The sequence below is a fragment of the Pseudomonas allokribbensis genome, assembly GCF_014863605.1.
Taxonomy (GTDB): Bacteria; Pseudomonadota; Gammaproteobacteria; order Pseudomonadales; family Pseudomonadaceae; genus Aquipseudomonas; species Aquipseudomonas allokribbensis.
In genome coordinates this window covers 1495607-1514175 of the sequence record NZ_CP062252.1, presented here as the reverse complement: position 1 = coordinate 1514175, position 18569 = coordinate 1495607, and the positions used below count along the sequence as shown (strand labels likewise).

18 protein-coding genes are annotated in these 18569 nt (G+C 62.9%); 4 read left to right on the top strand and 14 right to left on the bottom strand.

Translation table 11 applies throughout. The features are described from left to right. Nucleotides 1–32: 32 nt before the first annotated feature. On the bottom strand, nucleotides 33–614 hold the full coding sequence (locus tag IF199_RS06870) for a DJ-1/PfpI family protein (RefSeq protein ID WP_192559991.1): 582 nt from the start codon (nucleotides 612–614) through the stop codon (nucleotides 33–35). Nucleotides 615–783: 169 nt separating this feature from the next. On the opposite strand from IF199_RS06870, the gene IF199_RS06865 reads away from it, so the two are divergent. Then, on the top strand, nucleotides 784–1698 hold the full coding sequence (locus IF199_RS06865) for a DMT family transporter (RefSeq protein WP_096819455.1): 915 nt from the start codon (nucleotides 784–786) through the stop codon (nucleotides 1696–1698). Here IF199_RS06865 and IF199_RS06860 read toward each other — a convergent pair. From IF199_RS06860 to IF199_RS06845, 4 genes are all read right to left on the bottom strand, one after another. Beyond that, nucleotides 1688–2914, bottom strand: a complete 1227-nt coding sequence (locus IF199_RS06860; RefSeq protein WP_192559990.1) for a class I SAM-dependent methyltransferase — start codon at nucleotides 2912–2914, stop codon at nucleotides 1688–1690. The genes IF199_RS06865 and IF199_RS06860 overlap by 11 nt on opposite strands. 90 nt (nucleotides 2915–3004) lie before the next feature. Continuing rightward, nucleotides 3005–3622 carry a TPM domain-containing protein gene (locus IF199_RS06855; RefSeq protein WP_192559989.1) on the bottom strand — a complete coding sequence of 206 codons (618 nt, stop codon included), beginning with the start codon at nucleotides 3620–3622 and terminating at the stop codon, nucleotides 3005–3007. Between the two features lie 28 nt (nucleotides 3623–3650). Then, nucleotides 3651–4403: a TPM domain-containing protein gene (locus IF199_RS06850; RefSeq protein WP_192559988.1), complete on the bottom strand. Its 753-nt coding sequence runs from the start codon at nucleotides 4401–4403 to the stop codon at nucleotides 3651–3653. Nucleotides 4404–4416: 13 nt separating this feature from the next. Beyond that, complete coding sequence (locus IF199_RS06845) at nucleotides 4417–5025, bottom strand: LemA family protein (RefSeq protein ID WP_192559987.1); 609 nt, start codon at nucleotides 5023–5025, stop codon at nucleotides 4417–4419. 260 nt (nucleotides 5026–5285) lie between these two features. On the opposite strand from IF199_RS06845, the gene bglX reads away from it, so the two are divergent. Further along, on the top strand, nucleotides 5286–7577 hold the full coding sequence (gene bglX / locus IF199_RS06840) for a beta-glucosidase BglX (RefSeq protein WP_192559986.1): 2292 nt from the start codon (nucleotides 5286–5288) through the stop codon (nucleotides 7575–7577). Nucleotides 7578–7714: 137 nt separating this feature from the next. On the opposite strand, the gene IF199_RS06835 is transcribed toward bglX, so the two are convergent. The 9 genes from IF199_RS06835 to IF199_RS06795 form a co-directional block, all read right to left on the bottom strand. Next, entirely contained in the window at nucleotides 7715–8872 is a 1158-nt protein-coding gene (locus tag IF199_RS06835; RefSeq protein WP_096819461.1) for a phospholipase D-like domain-containing protein, read from the bottom strand. 1 nt (nucleotide 8873) lies between these two features. Continuing rightward, nucleotides 8874–9464, bottom strand: a complete 591-nt coding sequence (locus IF199_RS06830; RefSeq protein WP_192559985.1) for a YceI family protein — start codon at nucleotides 9462–9464, stop codon at nucleotides 8874–8876. 81 nt (nucleotides 9465–9545) lie between these two features. Continuing rightward, the gene (locus tag IF199_RS06825; RefSeq protein WP_192559984.1) at nucleotides 9546–10316 is read right to left on the bottom strand and encodes an IclR family transcriptional regulator; all 771 of its coding nucleotides are present in this window, start codon (nucleotides 10314–10316) and stop codon (nucleotides 9546–9548) included. A gap of 59 nt (nucleotides 10317–10375) precedes the next feature. After that, nucleotides 10376–11833, bottom strand: coding sequence for an amidase (locus IF199_RS06820; protein ID WP_192559983.1), 1458 nt, complete (start codon nucleotides 11831–11833; stop codon nucleotides 10376–10378). Beyond that, nucleotides 11830–13140, bottom strand: a complete 1311-nt coding sequence (locus IF199_RS06815; protein WP_192559982.1) for a citrate-proton symporter — start codon at nucleotides 13138–13140, stop codon at nucleotides 11830–11832. Before IF199_RS06815 ends, IF199_RS06820 begins: the two co-directional genes overlap by 4 nt. A gap of 79 nt (nucleotides 13141–13219) precedes the next feature. After that, nucleotides 13220–14395 (bottom strand): M20 aminoacylase family protein, encoded by a 1176-nt coding sequence (locus tag IF199_RS06810; protein ID WP_192559981.1) that lies wholly within the window; start codon nucleotides 14393–14395, stop codon nucleotides 13220–13222. A 144-nt stretch (nucleotides 14396–14539) separates the two neighbouring features. Continuing rightward, on the bottom strand, nucleotides 14540–14842 hold the full coding sequence (locus IF199_RS06805) for an amidase (RefSeq protein WP_192559980.1): 303 nt from the start codon (nucleotides 14840–14842) through the stop codon (nucleotides 14540–14542). Next, complete coding sequence (locus tag IF199_RS06800; RefSeq protein WP_192559979.1) at nucleotides 14839–15918, bottom strand: serine hydrolase domain-containing protein; 1080 nt, start codon at nucleotides 15916–15918, stop codon at nucleotides 14839–14841. Before IF199_RS06800 ends, IF199_RS06805 begins: the two co-directional genes overlap by 4 nt. A 31-nt stretch (nucleotides 15919–15949) precedes the next feature. Next, on the bottom strand, nucleotides 15950–16855 hold the full coding sequence (locus IF199_RS06795) for an acyl-CoA dehydrogenase middle domain-containing protein (protein ID WP_192559978.1): 906 nt from the start codon (nucleotides 16853–16855) through the stop codon (nucleotides 15950–15952). A gap of 153 nt (nucleotides 16856–17008) precedes the next feature. Here IF199_RS06795 and olsB point away from each other — a divergent pair, with 153 nt between their 5' ends. Then, nucleotides 17009–17764 carry an L-ornithine N(alpha)-acyltransferase gene (olsB, locus tag IF199_RS06790; protein ID WP_096819470.1) on the top strand — a complete coding sequence of 252 codons (756 nt, stop codon included), beginning with the start codon at nucleotides 17009–17011 and terminating at the stop codon, nucleotides 17762–17764. After that, nucleotides 17764–18558 carry a lysophospholipid acyltransferase family protein gene (locus IF199_RS06785; RefSeq protein ID WP_096819471.1) on the top strand — a complete coding sequence of 265 codons (795 nt, stop codon included), beginning with the start codon at nucleotides 17764–17766 and terminating at the stop codon, nucleotides 18556–18558. Before olsB ends, IF199_RS06785 begins: the two co-directional genes overlap by 1 nt. Nucleotides 18559–18569 lie beyond the last annotated feature (11 nt).

Here is an 18569-nt window from a genome sequence, read left to right as displayed (position 1 = left end):
CATCGCGAACACGCTCGCGATGGGCCTCACGCTCACAGGGTGATTTTGGTTCCGAGCAACCCGAGGAAACCGGCCAGCCAGTTCGGATGCGCCGGCCAGGCCGGGGCGGTGGCCAGATTGCCCTGGACGTGGCCCTCGGTCACCGGAATATCGATGTAGGTGCCACCGGCCAGCCGCACTTCCGGGGCACAGGCCGGATAGGCGCTGCACTCGCGGCCTTCGAGAATCCCCGCCGCCGCCAGCAGTTGCGCGCCATGGCAGACAGCAGCAATCGGCTTGCCGGCCTTGTCGAAGGCTCGCACCAGTTCCAGGACTTTTTCGTTCAGCCGCAGGTATTCCGGCGCGCGACCACCGGGCACCAGCAACGCGTCGTAATCCTTGGCATCGACCTTGGCGAAATCGAAGTTCAGGGCAAACAGGTGACCGGGCTTCTCGCTGTAGGTCTGATCGCCTTCGAAATCATGGATCGCGGTGCGCACAGTCTTACCGGCGGCCTTGTCCGGGCACACGGCGTGCACGGTGTGACCGACCATTTGCAGGGCCTGGAACGGCACCATCACTTCGTAGTCTTCGACGTAATCGCCGACCAGCATCAGAATCGTTTTCGCGGCCATGGACAGGACTCCTCTGGTGAATGCACAGGAGTATTCAAAGTAGTCCAAGGTTCGCGATGACGTCCGCAAACTGTATGGATAACTCTGCGCCTGACTGTAACAGCACGATGCGCAAGGTTTGTGGCTAGATGAAGCCACCTCCCTGCCACCTTCTAATCGGGTTGCCCTCATGTCTTCGCGCGAAAACACCGGCATGGCCCTCGGCCTGCTCGGCGTGGTGATTTTCAGCCTCACCCTGCCCTTCACCCGTATCGTGGTGCAGGAACTTCACCCTCTGCTCAACGGCCTCGGCCGTGCGTTGTTCGCGGCGATTCCGGCGGCGTTACTGTTGTTGTGGCGACGGGAAAAGTGGCCGACCTGGCAACAGGTCAAAGGCCTGAGCCTGGTGATCGCCGGGGTGATTCTCGGATTCCCGGTGCTCTCCGCATGGGCCATGCAGACCTTGCCGGCATCCCACGGTGCGCTGGTCAACGGTTTGCAGCCGCTGTGCGTGGCGCTGTACGCCGCGTGGCTGTCCCATGAGCGTCCGTCGAAAGCCTTCTGGGCCTGCGCCGCGTTAGGCAGTGCGCTGGTGCTGGGTTATGCGTTGTACACCGGCGCCGGCAGCATTCAGGCCGGTGATTTGCTGATGCTCGGGGCGATTGCGGTGGGCGGTCTGGGTTATGCCGAGGGCGGTCGCCTGGCCCGGGAGATGGGCGGCTGGCAGGTGATCTGCTGGGCGCTGGTGCTGTCGACGCCGTTGCTGATCGGCCCGGTGCTGTATCTGGCGATCCAGCATCAGGGCGCGGTCTCGACGAAAACCTGGTGGGCCTTCGGTTACGTCGCGCTGTTTTCGCAGTTCCTGGGGTTCTTCGCCTGGTACGCCGGGCTGGCCATGGGCGGCATTGCCCGGGTCAGTCAGATCCAGTTGTTGCAGATCTTCTTCACCATCGCGTTTTCCGCGCTGTTCTTCGGCGAACATGTGGAGCCGATCACCTGGCTGTTCGCCTGCGGGGTGATCGCGACAGTGATGCTCGGGCGCAAGACGGCGGTGCGCCCGGCTCAACCGGGCACGTTACCGGCCGGGGTTCAGCTCAAGCCTTGAGCGGCAGCAGGCCATCGGCGAGCAGCAGCGTTTCGAGGCAGTGCTCGCTGATCTGGTAGAACGCCTTGAGCTCCTGAATTTTCACCAGCAACTGGGCCGGGTCCACCGGCTCGGCGCGCTTCACGGCAAGGATCATCTTGTTCTTGTTGGTGTGGTCCAGGGAGATGAACTCGAACACTTTGGTCTCGTAACCGCAGGCTTCGAGGAACAGCGCACGCAGGCTGTCAGTGACCATTTCCGCCTGCTGCCCCAGATGCAGGCCGTATTGCAGCATCGGTTTGAGCAGCGCCGGACTCTGGATCTGCAAGCGGATCTGTTTGTGGCAGCACGGCGAGCACATGATGATCGCTGCGCCAGAACGGATGCCGGTGTGGATCGCGTAGTCGGTGGCGATGTCGCAGGCATGCAAAGCGATCATCACTTCCAGCTCGCTCGGCGCCACGCTGCGCACATCGCCGCACTTGAACACCAGCCCTGGGTGTTCCAACTTCTGTGCGGCGGTGTTGCACAGATTGACCATCTCTTCGCGCAATTCGACGCCGGTGACTTCGCCCTCGGCCTTCAAGGTGTTGCGCAGATAGTCATGGATGGCGAACGTCAGGTAACCCTTGCCGGAACCGAAATCCGCCACCCGTACCGGTTTGTCCAGGGCCAGCGGCGAGGACGTCAGGGCGTGACTGAAGACTTCGATGAACTTGTTGATCTGCTTCCACTTGCGCGACATCGCCGGGATCAGCTCGTGTTGCGCGTTGGTGACGCCCAGGTCCTTGAGGAACGGTCGGTTCAGATCGAGGAAGCGGTTCTTCTCGCGGTTGTGTTCGGCGGACGGCACTTCGCGCAATTGCTGGGGTTTGCTCATGAACAGCGAGCTTTTGCCCTTTTTGCTGTATTCGAGCTGGGCTTCGTCAGTCAGCGTGAGCAAATGCGCATTTTTGAACGCGGCCGGCAACAGCCCGGCAATCGTCGTCACCGCCTCGTCCAGCGGCAGGTTCTTGGTGATGTCGCGGGTCTTGTAGCGATAAACGAACGACAGGCACGGCTGCGCCTTGACCGTCACCGGCTTGATGATGATCCGCTGCAGGTCCGCTTCTTCGCCGACGTACTTGGCCAGCACCAGTTTGATGAAGCCGTTCTGTTCGAGGCTGGTTTGCAGCAGCTCGATGAACTGGGCGTGGTGATCGGGCGCCGGTTTGGCAGATGGGGCGGTAACGGACATGGGAAAAAGCGGCCTCGGACAGGCAAATCGGGAATGGCCGCTAGTTTAGGGGGGATGGCGTTCAAGGGCACGGCTAATTTCCCGAACGGCTTATCCCAGCACCACCAACCGATTCGGCAACTCATTCCTCACCTGCGTCACCGGCACATGCACCTTGAGCAACTCGCCGCACGCCTCGATGCAGGTCACGAAGCCCTGCAACGTTTGCCCCTGCCGCACCTGCTCGGTAAACACCGCGACAATCGAATCCCAGCTCTTGTTGTCCAGTTTTCTGGAAATCCCTTCGTCCACCAGGATCTCCACGTAGCGCTCGGCCTCGCAGACAAAAATCAGCATGCCGGTGCTGCCTACCGTGTGATGCAGGTTCTGTTCGAGAAACTGCCGCCGCGCCAGGTTTGAGGCACGCCAGTGGCGGACGTGGCGCGGAATCAGATGGGTGGTGACCTTGGGCAGACGAAACACCAGGCACAGCACGACAAAACTGACCCACTGCACCAGCAGCAGACTGTGCATCGTCAGCCAGCCGGTCAGGTAATGCACGATGCCCGGCACCACCAGCGCCAGCAGGCTGGCCCACAGCAGCGGGATGTACGCGTAGTCGTCGGCGCGGGCCGCCAGCACCGTCACCAGTTCGGCGTCGGTGTCGCGCTCGACCCGGGCGATGGCCTCGGCGACCTTGCGTTGTTCGTGTTCAGTCAGTAATGCCATGTCGTGAAGTGCCTGCTCATTATTGTTATCACCAGCCGCCGGAGGACCCGCCTCCGCCGAAACTGCCACCGCCGCCACTGAAGCCCCCGCCTCCACCGCCGCCGCCAAAACCTCCGCCACCGAAGCCGCCCCCTCCTCCGGAGCCGCCCCGGCCGGCGGGAAGGATACCGAGCATCTGGCAGATAAAAACAGTCAGGATGAACAACATCACCAGAAATACGAACAACGCCGGGTGCCGCGAGACGAAATCGTCCGACGGATCGCCGGCCGATTCATACACCGTGGAAGGTTCGTCCAGCGGATTGCCGCCCAGCACCACCAGCATCGCCGCCACGCCGTCACTGATGCCCTTGCTGTAATTGCCGGCCTTGAACGCCGGTGTGATGACCTGATGGATGATCACCGAACTCTGGGCATCGGTCAGGCGATCCTCCAGCCCGTAGCCGACTTCGATGCGCAATTTGCGCTCGTCCCGGGCGACGATCAACAGTGCGCCGTTGTTTTTGTCCTTCTGGCCGATGCCCCAGTGCCGGCCGAGCTCGACGCCGTAGTCCTCGATAGTGGAGCCTTGCAGATTCGGCAAGGTCACGACCACCAACTGCTCGCCGGTTGCCTGTTCGTGGGCCTGCAACTGCTGATTCAGTTGTGCACGCACCGACGGCTCGATCATCTGCGCGTCGTCCACCACCCGCCCGGTCAGCGCCGGAAAGGTCAACTCGGCCCGGGCGCTGACGGCGAACAGCCACAGCATCAGCACCAGGCCCATCTTCAACACACGCATGGGCATCCCCGGCTCAGAACTTCACTTCCGGGGCCTTGTCCGCGCCGGGGCTGGTGGCTTCGAAGGTCTCGCGGATCGGCAGATCGCTGTACATCACGCTGTGCCACAGGCGACCGGGAAAAGTGCGGATCTCGGTGTTGTACTTCTGCACCGCCAGAATGAAATCCCGGCGGGCCACGGCGATACGGTTTTCCGTGCCTTCTAGTTGCGATTGCAGGGCGAGGAAGTTCTGGTTGGCCTTCAGGTCCGGATAGCGTTCGGACACCACCATCAAACGGCTCAAGGCACCGGTCAGCTGATCCTGAGCCTGCTGGAACTGCTTGAGCTTTTCCGGGTTGTCGAGGGTGCTGGCATCGACCTGGATCGACGTCGCCTTGGCCCGGGCCTCGACCACCGCCGTCAGGGTTTCCTCCTCGTGCTTGGCATAACCCTTCACGGTTTCCACCAGATTGGGGATCAGGTCGGCGCGGCGCTGATACTGGTTCTGCACCTGGCCCCAAGCCGCCTTGGCCTGTTCGTCGAGGGTGGGAATGTTGTTGATGCCGCAGGCGGTCAACAGCGTGGCCAGCACCAGCAAGGCGGCGACCTGCAAACGCGAGCGGTAGACAGGACTGACATTCATCGGACGGGTGCTCCCTTGCACATTTCATGAATAATGACTCGCGAAACATTCTCAGCCGGCGGTTGGGGCATAATCGCCCGCGCCACTGGATTGCGGCGGGCCGATGGGCTAAAAAGAGGCCCTGCGCGATCACGTCGTCGAAACTGACGATGTACATTCGGCTGTCGTTTTCTGAATCAGCACCCGAACAACAATAGTCGCTCCCTAAATTTTGGCTGGCCGGCATTGCAACGCCGTTTAGGCCCTTGAGAAAACTATTCATGAAGAAGCTGTGTTTGCTGGGCCTGTTCGTCAGCCTGGCCAGTCATCAAGTACTGGCCGCCACGACCCCGGTACCCCTGGAAAACAAGGATGCGTTCATCAGTAACCTGATGAAACAAATGACCCTCGACGAGAAGATCGGCCAGTTGCGCCTGATCAGCATCGGCCCGGAGATGCCTCGCGAACTGATCCGCAAAGAGATCGCCGCCGGCAACATCGGTGGCACGTTCAACTCGATCACCCGCCCGGAAAACCGTCCGATGCAGGACGCTGCCATGCGCAGCCGCCTGAAGATCCCGATGTTTTTCGCGTACGACGTGATCCACGGCCACCGTACGATTTTCCCGATTCCATTGGCCCTCGCATCGAGCTGGGACATGGACGCCATCGGCCAGTCCGGGCGCGTGGCCGCCAAAGAGGCCGCAGCCGACAGCCTCGACATCACCTTCGCGCCGATGGTCGATATTTCCCGCGACCCGCGCTGGGGCCGCAGCTCCGAAGGTTTCGGTGAAGACACCTACCTGACCTCGCGCATCGCCAAAGTCATGGTCAAGGCCTATCAGGGCGACACGCCGAGCGCGGCCGACAGCATCATGGCCAGCGTCAAGCACTTCGCCCTGTACGGCGCGGTCGAGGGTGGTCGCGACTACAACACCGTCGACATGAGCCCGGTGAAGATGTACCAGGACTATCTGCCACCGTACCGCGCCGCGATTGATGCCGGCGCCGGTGGCGTGATGGTCGCGCTGAACTCGATCAACGGTATCCCGGCCACCGCCAACACCTGGCTGATGAACGACCTGCTGCGCAAGGAATGGGGCTTCAAGGGCCTGGCGGTCAGCGACCACGGCGCGATCTTCGAGCTGATCAAGCACGGCGTGGCAGCAGACGGTCGCGAAGCGGCGAAGCTGGCGATCAAGGCCGGCATCGACATGAGCATGAACGACACCCTGTACGGCAAAGAACTGCCGGGGCTGCTCAAGTCTGGTGAGATCGAACAGAAAGACATCGACAACGCCGTGCGCGAAGTGCTCGGGGCCAAGTACGACATGGGCCTGTTCAAGGACCCGTACCTGCGCATCGGCAAGGCCGAAGACGATCCGGCCGACACCTACGCCGACAGCCGCCTGCACCGCGCCGACGCCCGTGACGTCGCCCGTCGCAGCCTGGTGCTGCTGAAAAACCAGAACGAAACCCTGCCGCTGAAGAAATCCGCGAAAGTCGCGCTGGTCGGTCCGCTGGCCAAGGCCCCGATCGACATGATGGGTAGCTGGGCCGCTGCTGGCCGTCCGGCGCAATCGGTCACCCTGTTCGACGGCATGAGCAGCGTGATCGGCGACAAGTCGAACCTGATCTACGCCCGTGGTGCCAACATCACCAGCGACAAGAAGGTCCTCGACTACCTGAACTTCCTCAACTTCGATGCGCCGGAAGTGGTCGATGACCCGCGCCCGGCCAACGTGCTGATCGACGAAGCGGTGAAAGCCGCCAAGGACGCTGACGTAATCGTTGCGGCCGTGGGCGAGTCCCGTGGCATGTCCCACGAATCGTCGAGCCGTACCGACCTGAACATCCCGGAAAACCAGCGTGAGTTGATCCGCGCCCTGAAAGCCACCGGCAAGCCGTTGGTGCTGGTGCTGATGAACGGCCGTCCGCTGACGATCCTTCAGGAAAAGGAACAGGCTGACGCGATTCTGGAAACCTGGTTCAGCGGCACCGAGGGCGGCAACGCCATCGCCGACGTGCTGTTCGGCGACTACAACCCGTCGGGCAAACTGCCGGTGACCTTCCCGCGCTCCGTGGGTCAGATCCCGACCTACTACAACCACCTGAGCATTGGCCGGCCGTTCACGCCGGGCAAACCGGGCAACTACACCTCGCAGTATTTCGATGACACCACCGGGCCCCTGTTCCCGTTCGGTTACGGCCTGAGCTACACCGATTTCAGCCTGAGCGACATGGCGCTGTCGTCGACCACCCTGAACACCACCGGCAAGCTCGACGCCAGTGTCACGGTGAAAAACACCGGCAAGCGTGACGGCGAAACCGTGGTGCAGCTGTACATCCAAGACGTCACCGGCTCGATGATCCGTCCGGTCAAGGAGCTGAAGAACTTCCAGAAGATCATGCTCAAGGCCGGCGAGCAGAAAGTCGTGCACTTCACCATCACCGAAGATGACCTGAAGTTCTACAACGCCCAGCTCAAGTACGCGGCAGAGCCTGGCAAGTTCAACGTGCAGATCGGCCTGGATTCCCAGGACGTGACGCAGCAGAGCTTTGAATTGTTGTAACTGTTAAAGCTAACCGATCGTTCCCACGCTCCGCGTGGGAATGCAGCCCGGGACGCTCCGCGTCCCAAAGCGGACGCAGAGCGTCCATTGAGGCATTCCCACGCAGAGCGTGGGAACGATCAATCGGGGGTTGGCGACTAGCCGCGTCTATCCAGCAGGTTGACCACCACCCGATCCACCCATCCCCAGATCCGCTGTTTCACTCGCCGCCACAACGGCCGGCGCTGCCATTCCTCCAGACTCACCTGCTGACTCAGGCCGAAGTCCTTCTCGAAACTCGCCACCACCGCTGCCGTCAGTGACGGATCCAGCGCCTCCAGATTCGCCTCAAGGTTGAAGCGCAAATTCCAGTGGTCGAAATTGCATGAGCCGATGCTCACCCAATCGTCCACCAGCACCATTTTCAGGTGCAGGAAACACGGCTGGTATTCGAAGATCTTCACCCCGGCCTTGAGCAGGCGCGGGTAGTAGCGATGCCCGGCGTAACGCACCGACGGGTGATCGGTACGCGGCCCGGTCAGCAGCAGGCGCACGTCGAGGCCACGGGCGGCGGCCTTGCGCAGAGAACGGCGGATTTTCCAGGTCGGCAGGAAGTACGGCGTGGCCAGCCAGATGCGCTTCTGGCCGCTGTTCAGTGCGCGGAACAGTGATTGCAGAATGTCGCGATGCTGGCGGGCGTCGGCGTAGGCCACACGGCCCATGCCCTCGCCGGTGTCGGGCACGCGCGGCAAACGCGGCAGGCCGAAATTCGCGTGAGGTTTCCAGGCGCGGCGATGTCGGTTGGCGATCCATTGGCGGTCGAACAGCAATTGCCAGTCGAGCACCAAGGGACCTGTGATCTGCACCATCACTTCGTGCCATTCGCTGGTGTCGTGGCCCGGCGTCCAGAATTCGTCGGTCACCCCGGTGCCGCCAACCACCGCCAGACGCTGATCGACCAGCAACAGCTTGCGGTGATCGCGATAGAAATTGCCGACCCAGCGCCGCCAGTTCAGGCGATTGTAGAAACGCAGCTCGACACCGGCGAGGGTCAGACGCTGACGCAAGGTCAGGGTGAAGGCGAGGCTGCCGTAATCATCGAACAGGCAGCGCACCCGCACGCCCCGCTCGGCTGCCAGCACCAACGCCTGAACCACGGTTTCGGCACAGGCGCCGGCCTCTACCAGATACAGCTCCAGTTCAATCTGCTCACGGGCGCGGGCGATTTCCTCAAGCATGCGCGGGAAGAATTGCGGGCCGTCGATCAACAGTTCGAAGCGGTTGCCGTCACGCCACGGGAACACTGCGCCGCGCATGTCAGCGCGCCGTGAAGATCAGCACCGCACCCACCGGCACCGACAGACTGATGGCCGACAGGCCGGCCATTTTGCGCAAGTTTTCCAGCCCTGGCAGCAGATCGAAATCCTCGGCGCTGATCACCAGCGGCTCCAGCGTCACCACTTGAAAACGTCGGTCATCAAGCCGAGTGGCGAGCAGTTCAGCGGGGTATTCGTGCTGTTTGCCGTGCAGGTTGACGGTCAGCGGCAGGCGCAACTCAAGTTGCGCGCCGGGGGCCAGATCGTTGATCGGGCGCAGGTCGATTTGCGTGGTGATGGTCGCCTCGGGAAATTGCTCGATCTGGAACAGTTCCTTGCGCATGCGTTCGTCGCGCAGCGGGATGCCGCTGTTGATCGAGTCCAGCTCGACCTCGACTTCGGCGCGGCCATCGGGATCGACCTTGCCGTGCAGCACCAGAAAGCGCTGCACTTCGGACACGTTGGCGTTTTTCGTGCTGACGAATGACAGCCGCGACGACTCGCCGTCCAGATACCAGTTGGCCTGGGCCGGCAGCGCGACGGCGCCCAGCAGCAGGCCGGCGAAGGCGTTGCACAGAGAACGGTTGAACATTGAAGACTCGTGGGGCCGATAAACCTGCACGAACCTTAACTGGCCGTGGCGCTATTGCAAACTGTCAGTCTGTGCAAAGGCTCAGACCAACGCCTGCTGCACCTGGCCAATAGTCGCCGCGAGGCTGTTGAGGTGCAGGCTCAGCACCCGCTCCACCGGCGCCTGATCCATCGGCCAATGCAGCGCCATGCTGCCGACCAGTTGCCCCTGCGCACGAATCGGCAACGCCACCGCGCGAATCAGGAACGGCAGGCGCACCGGGTATTCCCAATAGCCTTCGGTGCGCTGGCCGAAACCCTGATGCAGGGCTTGCTCGGTGGCCTGGAACACACCGTCATCCGCCAGTTGTTCGCGCTCGGCCAGTCGCTGCACGTCCTGGCTGTCGAGCTCTCCCAGACAGGCCCGGCCCATCGCCGAATGAAACAGGCTCGCGTGATGACCGACGATCTGACAGTTGTTCGGATAGCGTTTGCGCAGCACTTGCGGGATCGCGCTTTCCATCACTTCAACCCGCTCGCCGTCGAAGCACGACAGATCCGCCACCAGCCCAGTGCGCTCGCTGAGTTCGAGCAGCATCGGCGCGGCGCTTTCCACCAGATGGCGCTTGAAGCGTTGCTGACGATCACCGAACAGCCGCTTGGCGCACAACCGGTAGCGACGGTCGCTGAGGCCGCGATAGATCCAGCCCTGCTCCTGCAAGGTGGCGAGCATCCGCGACACCGTGGCTTTGGGCAGGGTGGTCAGGTAGTGCAACTCTTCGAGTCCCAACGCCTGATGCTCGCCGAGCAACTCGACGATGGCCAGCGCCCGTTCGACCGAGCGCACGCTGCCGGTGTCTGCCTTGCTGCCCATGTGTTCGACCTCCGTGGATGCGGGTGAAAGATCACTTCGTGCAGCAAAATGCGGGCCGCTCAGGCCGATTGCAGGCATGCCGGCGGTCGCCGCTCGACCCAGCGGGTCAGTTGCTCATGAGCATAGGCCAGTTGCAGCACCGCCCGATCCGCCTGGGCCGGGCCGATGATTTGCAGGCCCATCGGCAACCCGGCCGGGTTGAAGCCCACCGGCACGCTGATGCTCGGCAACCCCGCCAGTGTCGGGCCGATCACCACTTCCATCCAGCGATGATAGGTGTCCATGGTCTGCCCGCCGACGACTCGCGGCCACGGTTGCTGTGCATCAAAAGGGAACACCTGGGCGGTGGGCAACAGCAGGAAATCGTAACGCTCGAACAACTCGCTCAACGCGCGATACCACTCGCTGCGCGCGACCGATGCCTGATAGACCTCGGCAGCGGTCAGACGCAAACCACCCTCGATTTCCCATTGTGCTTCGGGTTTGAGCAGCGCGCGTTTTTGCGGGTCGGCATAGGCCGCGCCGAGGCTGCCCTGCACCAGGAAATGCCGGTGCGTGAGCCAGGTCTGCCACAAGCGCTCCATGGAAAACTCCGGCTGACAAGCCTCGACCTGACAGCCCAGCGCACTGAAATCCGTCAGCGCCGATTCGCACAGGCTCAACACGCCATCGTCCATCGGCAGATAGCCGTTGTAATCACCGAGCCAACCGAGGCGCAGGCCGCTGCAGTCCTGTTGCAGATCCAGCCCGAAATCCCGTGGTTCATCGGCCAGCGACAGCGGTACGCGCGGATCGTAACCGGCCTGGGTCGAGAGCAATCGCGCGACGTCGGTGACCGTGCGCCCCATCGGCCCTTCGGTGGCCAGTTGCTGGACGAACACTTCCGGCGCCGGCCCATGGGGCACGCGGCCCTGGGACGGGCGGAAACCGAACACGTTGTTGAACGCTGCCGGGTTGCGCAGCGAGCCCATCATGTCGCTGCCATCGGCCACCGGCAGCAGGCGCAGGGCCAGTGCCACCGCCGCCCCGCCGCTGCTGCCGCCGGCGATCAGGCCCGGATCGTAGGCGTTGGTGGTGGTGCCGAACACGCTGTTGTAGGTCTGCGAACCGAGGCCGAACTCCGGGACGTTGCTCTTGCCGATGATGATCGCCCCGCAATCCCGCACCCGCGCCACGCTGATCGCGTCGTGCTGCGGCACTTGCTCGGCAAACAACGGCGAACCCAGGGTGGTGCGCAACCCGGCGGTGGCCGCCAGGTCCTTGATCGCCTGGGGCATGCCGTGCATCCAGCCCCGGGACTCGCCGCGATCCAGTTGCCGGCCACATTCATCAGCCTCGCGCAACAGCACGTCCTGCGGACGCAGCGACACCAGCGCGTTGACCGCCGGATTGAAGCGTTCGATGTGCGTCAGGTAGGCCTGCATCACTTCGCGGCACGACACCTTGCGGGCATGGATCGCCCGGGACAGCGCATCGGCATCAAGGGCGACAATCGGATCAATGGCTAACGGACTCACGGTTTCACTCCCAGGTTGAGCGCAACGGGTTTCTTTGCACGCGGGGCCTCCTGCAAACAGTAAGTACCGAGCAGGGTCAGCAGGCAAGCGAACAACACATAGAACGACGGCGCCACCGGGGTGTTCAGAACTTTGCTCAGCCAAGTGACGATCAGCGGCGCGAAACCACCGAACACCATCACCGCTACGTTGTAGGCCACCGACACGCCAGTGGAGCGCACTTCAATCGGGAACTGCTCGGCGAGCGCAGTTGGAGCCGGACCGAAGAACCCGCCAATCGCCGTGCACAGCAGCAGTTGCATCACCAGCAAGCGCTCGATCGAAGGCGCCGCCGCGACCCACACATAGAGCGGATAGACCATGACGAAAAACGCCAAGGTGAACGCCATCAGCACCGGCCGCCGACCGAGGCGATCGGACAGGGCACCGGACAGCGGAATCACCACGGTCATCAGCCCCACCGCGAGCATCTGCACCAGCAACACCTGATCCAGCGGCAGGCCGAGGTTTTTGTGGGCGAAAGTCGGCATGTTCACCAGCACCACGTAGAACGACACCGTCGCACCGCAGGCCAGGCCCATCGACACCAGCAGGCTGCGGCGATGTTCACGCAGCACCTGCCAAAGGCCGGGCGCGGCGCCTTTGGCTTTTTTGCGCGCTTCGAGAAACTCTTCCGGTTCTTCCATGTGTTTGCGAATCCACAAGCCCACCGGGCCGATCAACAGACCGAGCACGAATGGAATCCGCCAGCCCCAACTGTCCAGCGCTTCGGGGGAAAACAGGTGCGTGACCAGCGCCACCATCGCCGCACCACTGAACACCGCCAGGCATTGCCCGACCAGTTGCCACGAACCGTACAAGCCCTTGCGATGGGCCGGCGCGCTCTCCACCAGAAACGCCGTGGCGCTGGCGTATTCGCCGCCCGTGGCAAAGCCCTGCAGCATCCGCGCTACCACGATCAGCAACGGCGCGCCCATGCCGATGGCGGCGTAGTTCGGCGCGAACGCAATCAGGGCGATGGACACGGTCATCAGGCGGATGATCATCTGCATCGCAGCCTTGCGACCTTTGCGGTCGGAATAGATGCCCAGCAGGATGCCGCCCACCGGGCGCATGAAAAAGCCGACGCCGAAAGTCGCCAGCGCCATCAGCAGCGAGGCGTAGTCGTCGTCGGACGGGAAAAACTGCCGGGCGATGATGCTCGCCAGAAAGCCGTAAACGATGAAGTCGTACCATTCCAGGGCGTTGCCGATGACGGCGGCGACCACTTGCCGGGTGCGCGAAACGCCTGCGTTCGAAGTCTGCATGGGGATTCTCCAGAAGCTGTGGGTAGACCACGCAGGCACGTGCACACCTGCGTTCCAGCGGCAGCAAAAAATGAAGAAATCAGGCCGGCTTGAGCCAGCTCTCGGTGAGCGCGCCCCAATACGCCGCGCCGGTCAGCAGAATGTCGTCGTTGAAGTCGTAGGCCGGGTTATGCACCATCGGCCGCGCCACGCCGTTGCCGATGAACAGGTAGGCGCCGGGGCAGCGCTGGAGCATCCAGGCGAAGTCCTCGCTACCCATCAGTTTTGGTGTGTTGCCATCCATGGCGTCGGCGCCGACCAGTTCGACGCCGACCTGACGGGCGAACTCGGTTTCGGCGGCGTGGTTGACCAGCACCGGGTAGGCAGGACGGTGTTCGAGGGTCGAGGTGCAGCCGAAGCTTTCGGCCTGGGCTTCGATGATCGAGCGCACGCGGTCCAGTGTCTGAACGCGGACTTCGGCGTTCAGCGCACGCAGACTCAGGCGCAGGATCGCCTGTTGCGGAATCACGTTTGCCGCTTCGCCGGCCTGCAACGCGCCAACGGTCACCACCGCCGCCTGCTGTGCATCGATGTTGCGCGCGACCACGGTTTGCAAAGCCATCACCACACTGGCCGCCGCCACCAGCGGATCCACCGCCAGATGCGGCATCGATCCGTGGCCGCCGACGCCTTCGATGGTCACCGTGAGCAGATCCTGCGAAGCCATCATCGGCCCTTCGCGAAAGCCCAGGTGCCCTGCCGGCAGGCCCGGCATGTTGTGCATGCCGAACAGCGCATCGCACGGGAAGCGTTCGAGCAGGCCATCAGCGAGCATCGCTTCGGCCCCGCCCTGCCCCTCTTCGGCGGGCTGGAAAATCAGCGTCAGGGTGCCGTCGAACTGACGGGTCGCCGCCAGATAACGCGCCGCACCGAGCAGCATCGCGGTGTGCCCGTCATGCCCGCAGGCGTGCATGCAGCCCTGATGACGGCTGCTGTAAGCGACACCGGTATTCTCGATGATCGGCAGCGCATCCATGTCGGCCCGCAGCCCGAGTTTGCGTGTGCTGCTGCCGTTGCGCAGCACGCCGACCACGCCAGTCTTGCCGACGCCAGTGTGGACTTCATAGCCCCACTCTTCGAGCGAGCGGGCGACCAGCGCCGAGGTGCGGCTTTCTTCGAAACCGAGTTCAGGGTGAGCGTGAATGTCCTGGCGGGTGGCGTGCAGGTCGCCGGCCACGTCGTTGAGCCAGGCCAGAATATGCTGATGTCGGGGCATGACGGTTCTCCTCGCGCGGGTGTTTCCCGGTCTTGTTGTTCGGTGTTGTTTCACGACACATGAACGGCAGGTCGTGCTCACCGCCAGATAACCGCGAGACACGCGAGAGGACAATCGAATGTGGTTCCGCAGGGTGGAACCGGATCAGGGTTGCAGGCGACAGCCTTGGCGTTCGCCTTGCCACCGGGCGCTGTTGCTGCGCCCCATGCCGCTGGCGGTAACCAGTTTTTGCGTTCGGTCATCGATCAGTTCGCTGGGCAACCATTGCTTCACGTAGCCACGGCAATACTCGGCGTCGTTGTTCATGACGTAGCGGCACGAGCAATATTCCTTGGCGGTGTAGGCGCTGATAATGTCCGGGAAGGCCCACAGATTCTCGCGCTCGTGCCAGCCCCAGCCCAGCAGCACGACCAGCAGCACCAGCAGGATTCGTCTGAACAACTTCATGGCCGCACCGCCCCGAACACACGCTTGAGCAATTCGTTGTGGCGATAGCTGCCATCGCGGTCATCGCCGTAGCGCACGATCACCAGTTTTTCGCTCGGGATCACGTACAGCGCCTGACCCCAGTGGCCGAGGGCGGCGAAGGTGTCGGGGGGTGCGTCGGGCCATGGCGAGGGGGCACCGTCTGCCGGTCGATTGAGCCACCAGTGGCCGCCGGGCACGGCTTCGTCCTGATTAGCCTTGTAGCCGGCGAAGGGTTGGCGATTGAAGGCGACCCAATCCTTGGGCAACAACTGCCGGTCGTTCCAGCGTCCGTCCCGTTCCATCAGCAGGCCGATTCGCGCCAGATCCCGCGCCGTCAGGTAAGCGTATGAAGACGCGACGAAGGTGCCCGTGGCATCGGTTTCCCAGGTGGCATGGCGGATGCCCAAAGGATCGAAAAGTGCCGTCCATGGATAGTCGGGATACCGCTGCGGGCCGACGATGGTTTTCAGCGCCGCGGCCAACAAATTGCTGTCGCCGCTGGAATAGCGGAACGCCTGACCCGCTGGTGCGTAGCTGTCGTGGTCGGCGGTGAAGGCGGCCATGTCGCGATGACCACGGGTGTAGAGCATGGCCACCACCGAGGATTTCAGCGGGGCGTATTCGTAGTCTTCCTGCCAGTCGATGCCCGAGGCCCAGTGCAGCAGATCCTGGATCGTGATGGCCGGGTGTTTTTCCAGCACCGGGTAAAACTTCGCGACGGGATCATCGAGCTTGAACAAGCCTTCGCCGTACGCCACGCCGAACACCGTGGCCATCAGGCTTTTGCTGATCGACCAGGTCAGGTGCGGCGTGTCGGCGGTGGTCGCAGCGGCGTAGCGTTCATAGATGAGCTGGCCGTCGCGGATCACCAGCAAGGCGTCGGTGCGGATGCCCTGGCGGTTGTTGTCATCGCGGCTCGGGAAGGCGTAGGCCTCCATTGCATCGACGGCCGGGCCGGTGAGTTTCGGGCCGCTCGACCACTGCTCGCCCGGCCATTGTTCGGCCTGAACCGTGAAGCTGATCAGCAGCAGAAACAGGGACAGTCCTTTGAACATGGTGAGGGCTCTGGGGATGAACTTGACAAGACTAGCCGGCGTTCATGACAGATGTGTTTTGACTTGCCGCCAACGCCTTGGCCAGACGTTTGGCCCGCGCACCTGCGGCCAGTTGCATGACCGACTGATCGCGCTGCCACATCGCTGCCCACTCCGGATTGCCGTCGAGCAGCGCCTGATCGACTTCCGCTTTAAGCCCGTCGAACTGCGCAAACAAGCCTCCGAGCAACACATGCCCCGCCGGATTGTTCGGTGGCTGCCGACTGACCTCCGCGCAACCGGCCAACAGCGCCAGCAAGCGCAATTGCAGCGGCTGCGGCCAGCCGCTGCCCTGACCGACGCCGTACAGCCACGCGGTCATTGCGCTGAGCACATAGACATCTTCAAGGCTGCGGAACGGTTTGACGTAGGCATCCCAACCGTCCCCGGCGAGCAGTTCGCACAGAGCGTCGTCGAGATACAGGCGGCCATGGCTGATGTCCGGCATCAACGGCAACGGTGGGAGCTTTTCCACGCGCACGCCGGATTCGCCGGGGTACACCACCGCCAGGCTCAGGCGCGGCAATTCGCCGGGTTGCTCACTGCGGGCGGCGATCAACAGCCAGTCCGCTGCATCGCCGGCGGTGACGAAATCCTTTTGCCCGCTAAGGCGCAGATCCGTGAGCCGGGTCTGCATGTCCGCCGGTCGCAGGCTGCGCTGTTCCGTCGCACACAAAGCACCCAGGCTCGGCGGCGCGCTCGGCCAGAGCATCCGCAACGCCGCCTGATAGCCCACCAGAAACGCCAACCCCGGCGTCGCCATCCGCCGCCCTCCCGCCACCGCCAGTTCGAACGGCGTGACGCTGCCCAGTTGATGCAGCAGCGTGGCGAAACCCTCCGCCAGATCGGCAACGGCGGGCAGGCGTTCGCGACATTCAAGCAGGGTCGACCAGGTCATCAGAGGCTCCTCGTGGGCTGTCATATAAGCATCACCAAACATTCATGGCGATGACACCGGGGCTACATAGCCTGACTTTGCACAACACGGCTGCATAAAGAAAGTCGATCGGCTGTAACCCACGACGGGTTAAAGGCCCGTACGGAGATTCAAATGACTCAGATCGCCCGCATCAGCGACACCGGCAATGAACGCCGTCTGCAAGCCGAACGCCTGATCGGCGCCGAGGCCTTGCAGCAAGCCCAGGCCTTGCGTTTCAACGTGTTCAGCGGCGAGTTCAACGCCAAGCTGAAAGGCGCGGAACTGGGTCTGGACATGGATGACTATGATGTTCACTGCAGCCACATCGGCGTGCGTGACCTGAACACCGGCCGCCTGGTGGCGACCACCCGTTTGCTCGATCACACCGCCGCCAGCAGCCTGGGCAAGTTCTACAGCGAAGAAGAATTCAGCCTGCACGGCCTCGCCGGTCTGCAAGGCCCGATTCTCGAAATCGGCCGCACCTGCGTCGACCCGGCTTACCGCAACGGCGGCACCATCGCCGTGCTCTGGGGCGAACTGGCCGAAGTCCTCAATCAGGGCGGCTACAGCTATCTGATGGGTTGCGCGAGCATCCCGATGCAGGACGGCGGCGTGCAGGCCCACGCGATCATGCAGCGCCTGCGCGAACGTTATCTGTGCACCGAACACCTGCGTGCCGAGCCAAAGAACCCGCTGCCAACTCTGGATATTCCGTCGAACGTGATTGCCGAAATGCCACCGCTGCTCAAGGCCTACATGCGCCTGGGCGCGAAGATCTGCGGCGAGCCCTGCTGGGACGAAGACTTCCAGGTCGCCGACGTGTTCATCCTGCTCAAGCGCGACGAACTCTGCCCGCGCTACGCCAAGCACTTCAAGGCGGCCGTGTGATGAGCCGGCTGCGGGTGTACGCGCGGATCGCGCGGGTGCTGCTGGTGGTGACGCTGGGTTTGAGCATGGCCAGTGTCTTCGGGGTTTTCGAGCGATTGGGCCTGGCCCATTCGATGCAACGCCGGCAGCGCTGGTCGCGGTTTTTCATGGCGCGCCTGAGCAATGCCCTGCCCTTTCGCGTGACCGTCCACGGTGAGCTGCCGAAGCAGCCGATGCTATGGGTCAGCAACCATGTGTCGTGGACTGACATTCCGCTGCTCGGAATGCTCACGCCGCTGTCGTTTCTGTCCAAGGCCGAAGTGCGCACCTGGCCGGTGGCCGGCTGGCTGGCGGCGAAGGCCGGCAGCCTGTTCATCCGTCGCGGTTCGGGCGACAGCCAGTTGATCCGCAAGCAGATGACCCGTCACCTGCAAACCGAACATCCGCTGCTGATGTTCCCGGAAGGAACCACCACCGACGGTCGTTCGCTGCGTACCTTCCATGGTCGTCTGCTGTCGGCGGCGATTGATTCGGAAGTGAAGCTGCAACCTGTGGCGATCCGTTATCTGCGCAATGGCGAGATTGATTCGCTGGCACCGTTCATTGGCGACGACGATCTGCTGTCACACCTGATGCGTCTGTTCAGCAACGACTGCGGCGATGTGGAAGTTCATCTGCTCAAGCCGATTGCCTGCCAGGGTCGGGAACGCGCGGCGCTGGCGTACGAAGCCCAGCAAGCGGTGCAGAAAGCGTTGTTCGGCGAGGTGGCCAAACCAGCCGAACCGCGTCGTGCAGGCGAGCTGATCGCTGCCTGATCGTCAATATC

What these genes read in the sequence shown, in the direction of transcription:
- IF199_RS06870 (WP_192559991.1), bottom strand. Translation starts at nt 614, where the DNA reads ATGGCCGCGAAAACGATTCTGATGCTGGTCGGCGATTACGTCGAAGAC.
- IF199_RS06865 (WP_096819455.1), top strand. Translation starts at nt 784, where the DNA reads ATGTCTTCGCGCGAAAACACCGGCATGGCCCTCGGCCTGCTCGGCGTG.
- IF199_RS06860 (WP_192559990.1), bottom strand. Translation starts at nt 2,914, where the DNA reads ATGTCCGTTACCGCCCCATCTGCCAAACCGGCGCCCGATCACCACGCC.
- IF199_RS06855 (WP_192559989.1), bottom strand. Translation starts at nt 3,622, where the DNA reads ATGGCATTACTGACTGAACACGAACAACGCAAGGTCGCCGAGGCCATC.
- IF199_RS06850 (WP_192559988.1), bottom strand. Translation starts at nt 4,403, where the DNA reads ATGCGTGTGTTGAAGATGGGCCTGGTGCTGATGCTGTGGCTGTTCGCC.
- IF199_RS06845 (WP_192559987.1), bottom strand. Translation starts at nt 5,025, where the DNA reads ATGAATGTCAGTCCTGTCTACCGCTCGCGTTTGCAGGTCGCCGCCTTG.
- bglX (WP_192559986.1), top strand. Translation starts at nt 5,286, where the DNA reads ATGAAGAAGCTGTGTTTGCTGGGCCTGTTCGTCAGCCTGGCCAGTCAT.
- IF199_RS06835 (WP_096819461.1), bottom strand. Translation starts at nt 8,872, where the DNA reads ATGCGCGGCGCAGTGTTCCCGTGGCGTGACGGCAACCGCTTCGAACTG.
- IF199_RS06830 (WP_192559985.1), bottom strand. Translation starts at nt 9,464, where the DNA reads ATGTTCAACCGTTCTCTGTGCAACGCCTTCGCCGGCCTGCTGCTGGGC.
- IF199_RS06825 (WP_192559984.1), bottom strand. Translation starts at nt 10,316, where the DNA reads ATGGGCAGCAAGGCAGACACCGGCAGCGTGCGCTCGGTCGAACGGGCG.
- IF199_RS06815 (WP_192559982.1), bottom strand. Translation starts at nt 13,140, where the DNA reads ATGCAGACTTCGAACGCAGGCGTTTCGCGCACCCGGCAAGTGGTCGCC.
- IF199_RS06810 (WP_192559981.1), bottom strand. Translation starts at nt 14,395, where the DNA reads ATGCCCCGACATCAGCATATTCTGGCCTGGCTCAACGACGTGGCCGGC.
- IF199_RS06805 (WP_192559980.1), bottom strand. Translation starts at nt 14,842, where the DNA reads ATGAAGTTGTTCAGACGAATCCTGCTGGTGCTGCTGGTCGTGCTGCTG.
- IF199_RS06800 (WP_192559979.1), bottom strand. Translation starts at nt 15,918, where the DNA reads ATGTTCAAAGGACTGTCCCTGTTTCTGCTGCTGATCAGCTTCACGGTT.
- IF199_RS06795 (WP_192559978.1), bottom strand. Translation starts at nt 16,855, where the DNA reads ATGACCTGGTCGACCCTGCTTGAATGTCGCGAACGCCTGCCCGCCGTT.
- olsB (WP_096819470.1), top strand. Translation starts at nt 17,009, where the DNA reads ATGACTCAGATCGCCCGCATCAGCGACACCGGCAATGAACGCCGTCTG.
- IF199_RS06785 (WP_096819471.1), top strand. Translation starts at nt 17,764, where the DNA reads ATGAGCCGGCTGCGGGTGTACGCGCGGATCGCGCGGGTGCTGCTGGTG.